4 protein-coding genes are annotated in these 2,583 nt (G+C 63.7%); 2 read left to right on the top strand and 2 right to left on the bottom strand.

Annotated elements, in window-relative coordinates; genetic code table 11:
* On the bottom strand, positions 1–590 hold a 590-nt coding region (locus IQ216_RS13260; protein ID WP_193815844.1), incomplete at its 3' end, for an ABC transporter permease.
* A complete protein-coding gene (locus IQ216_RS14815; protein WP_370566752.1) occupies positions 590–1,561 on the bottom strand; it encodes an ABC transporter permease in 972 nt (323 codons plus the stop codon). The genes IQ216_RS13260 and IQ216_RS14815, both read right to left, overlap by 1 nt.
* 134 nt (positions 1,562–1,695) lie before the next feature.
* On the opposite strand from IQ216_RS14815, the gene IQ216_RS13250 reads away from it, so the two are divergent.
* Together IQ216_RS13250 and IQ216_RS13245 are read left to right on the top strand one after the other, a co-directional pair.
* The gene (locus IQ216_RS13250) at positions 1,696–2,106 is read left to right on the top strand and encodes a TIGR01244 family sulfur transferase (protein ID WP_193815843.1); all 411 of its coding nucleotides are present in this window, start codon (positions 1,696–1,698) and stop codon (positions 2,104–2,106) included.
* 114 nt (positions 2,107–2,220) lie between these two features.
* Positions 2,221–2,583 (top strand): hypothetical protein (locus IQ216_RS13245; protein ID WP_228007516.1); only part of this gene is annotated, 363 nt, incomplete at its 3' end.

Below are 2,583 nucleotides of genomic sequence, written 5' to 3'. Positions count from 1 at the left end.
ATGAATTCCTTGCCCTTGATGGCGAGCGTCTGCCCCCGGACGATGCGGCTCATCGTCAGCCATTCGATGGCGCCGATGGCGGCAAAGATCAGCACGATGTTGCGCTCGAACACGGTGAGCAGGAGGATGACGAAGAAGATGAAGGGCAGGGCGTAGAGCACGTCGACGAAGCGCATCATGAAATTGTCGATACGCCCGCCGAGATACCCGGCCGTGGCGCCCCAGGTGACGCCGATGACGAGGGAGACGGCGGTGGCGACGACGCCGACGAGCAGCGAGATGCGCAGGCCGATCATCGTGCGCGCGAAGAGGTCGCGGCCCTGAAGGTCGGTGCCGAAGATGTGCCAGTTCTCGAAGGTCGGGTTGATGGTGCGCAGGTCTGAAATGGTGCGGTAGTCATGCACCCAGACCATCGGGCCGAAGATGGCGACGAGGACGAGGAAGCCGAGGATCCACATCGAGACAACCGCGGCGCGGTTGCGCAGGAGGCGGGCGCGGGCATCGTCCCAGAGGGAGCGGCCGCCGGCGATGGCGGTCTGGACCGCTTCGACGCGGCCCGTCGGGTCGAGCAGGGGGTCGATCTGGGCCATCAGTCGTATTTCACTTTCGGATCAAGCATCGCGTAGAGAATGTCTGCGACGAGGTTGAGCACGATGATCAGGCCGGCATAGACGATGATCGCGCCCATCACGAGCGTGTAGTCCCGGTTGAGGGCGCCATCGACGAAGAAGCTGCCAAGGCCGGGCAGGCCGAAGATTTTCTCGATCACCACCGAGCCGGTCATCACGCCGGCCATGGCCGGGCCGGCATAGGAGACGAGCGGCAGGAGGGCGGAGGGGAGCGCGTGGCGGACGATCACGTCGCGCTCGGCGAGGCCCTTGGCGCGGGCGGTGCGGATATGGTTGGCACGCATCGTCTCGATCATCGAGGCGCGCATCAGGCGGGAGATGATGGCGATCTGGGGCAAAGCGAGGGTGAGCACCGGCAGGGTCATGTTGTGCCAGCTCATGCCGATATTGGGGTAGGTGCCGAGGCCGCCGACGGCGAAGATGCCCGCGCCCAGGGAGAGGAGGAGGATGAGGATCGGGCCGGTGACGAAGGTGGGCACCGAGATGCCGAACATCGCAAAGCCCATGACGCCATAGTCCGCCGCCGAGTTTTGCCGGAGCCCGGCGAAGATGCCGAGCGAGGTGCCGATGGTAAGGGCGACCAGCATGGTGAGGGCGCCGATGGTCATCGAGATGGGCAGGCCGTCGGCGATGAGGTCGTTCACGCTCTTGCCGAGGGTCTTGTAGGAGGGGCCGAAATCGCCCTGGAGGACGCCGCCGACATAATTGAAATATTGCTCGTGAAGGGGCTTATCGAGGCCGAATTTTGCGGCAATGGCCGCTTCGGTGGCGGGCGGAAGTTTGCGCTCCCCGTCGAAGGGACCGCCCGGGGCGGCCCGCATCATGAGGAAGGCTACCGTGATGATCGCAAGCATCGTGGGGATTGCGATCAGCAGGCGCCGGAGCGTATAGCCCCAMGGAATACGWCCRAAWGCRCGCTGAAGCRTTGTCACAAGTAAAAAAGCCTCTKGTCACAGTRGGTTGAWCNGKCCACGGCCATCCGCCAGCTTGGCAGGGCCCCCAACACTCCTTAGCTTGTCGGGCAGACCGATCAAGCGATGGCTGCAGGAGCAGGAGAATTTTGAGTATGGCTGACATCCGACAAGTCACCCCCGATTTCGCCGTGGCGCCGCAGATTTCCGAATCGGACGTGGAAAAAATTGCCGCGGCAGGTTTCAAGACGATCATCGTCAACCGGCCCGATGGCGAGGGCGGGGTCGACCAGCCGCGCATGGGGCCGATTCGCGTCAAAGCCGAATCCCTGGGGCTGACTTTCGCCGCGCTGCCGTTTTCCGGCGCGCCGACGCCGGAAATCGTCGAGCGGATGGGGCATATCCTGAACGAGGCGCCCCAGCCGGTGCTGGCCTACTGCCGGACGGGCACGCGCAGCATCACCGCCTGGGCGCTGGTCCATTCGGGGCAGGGCGCGGGCGATGACATCGTTGAGGCCGCAGCCAGCGCAGGGTATGATCTTTCCAGCCTGCGCGAACTGCTCTGATAGCAGGCAGGATCACACTTGCGCCGCAAACCGGGTGTTGATGCAGGCGCTGAGCCGTGCAAGGGCTCTGACCCATCAGTTTCCGCCCCGGAACGGGCGACAGGAGTAGAGCGTATGTCAGGCCGGTTGTGGACCGACGATTTCAAGCTCGATGCAGGCAAGATCCTCGTCAAGAAGACAGGGCACCGGATTGTTCCCGACCTGGCGCTGGCGCATAGCATCTTTACCTGGTTCTGCTTCTATTTCTTCGTCCAGACCTGGCGCACCTCGCGCCTCCTGTCCGGCCACAAGCGCCCSACGATTGCCTTCTATCCCGACAAGCCCCGGCCCTGGTACTTCATCTGGTCGGTGATGCATGTTTCCGGCGCCAAGCTGGTGGACGACATCTCTACCGCCGACATCGTGATGCATTTCGACGATTCGACCGAGTCGAGCCGGTATGTGCCGACCGTGAAGCCGGGCGCGCATGTGCTGAAC

This window comes from Cyanobium sp. LEGE 06143 (assembly GCF_015207535.1).
GTDB lineage: Bacteria > Cyanobacteriota > Cyanobacteriia > PCC-6307 > Cyanobiaceae > NIES-981.
This window is presented reverse-complemented; position numbering and strand designations above follow the sequence as displayed.

Bases quoted from the DNA above. Each gene is read 5' to 3' on its own strand.
- IQ216_RS13250 (WP_193815843.1), top strand. From the start codon at position 1,696: ATGGCTGACATCCGACAAGTCACCCCCGATTTCGCCGTGGCGCCGCAG.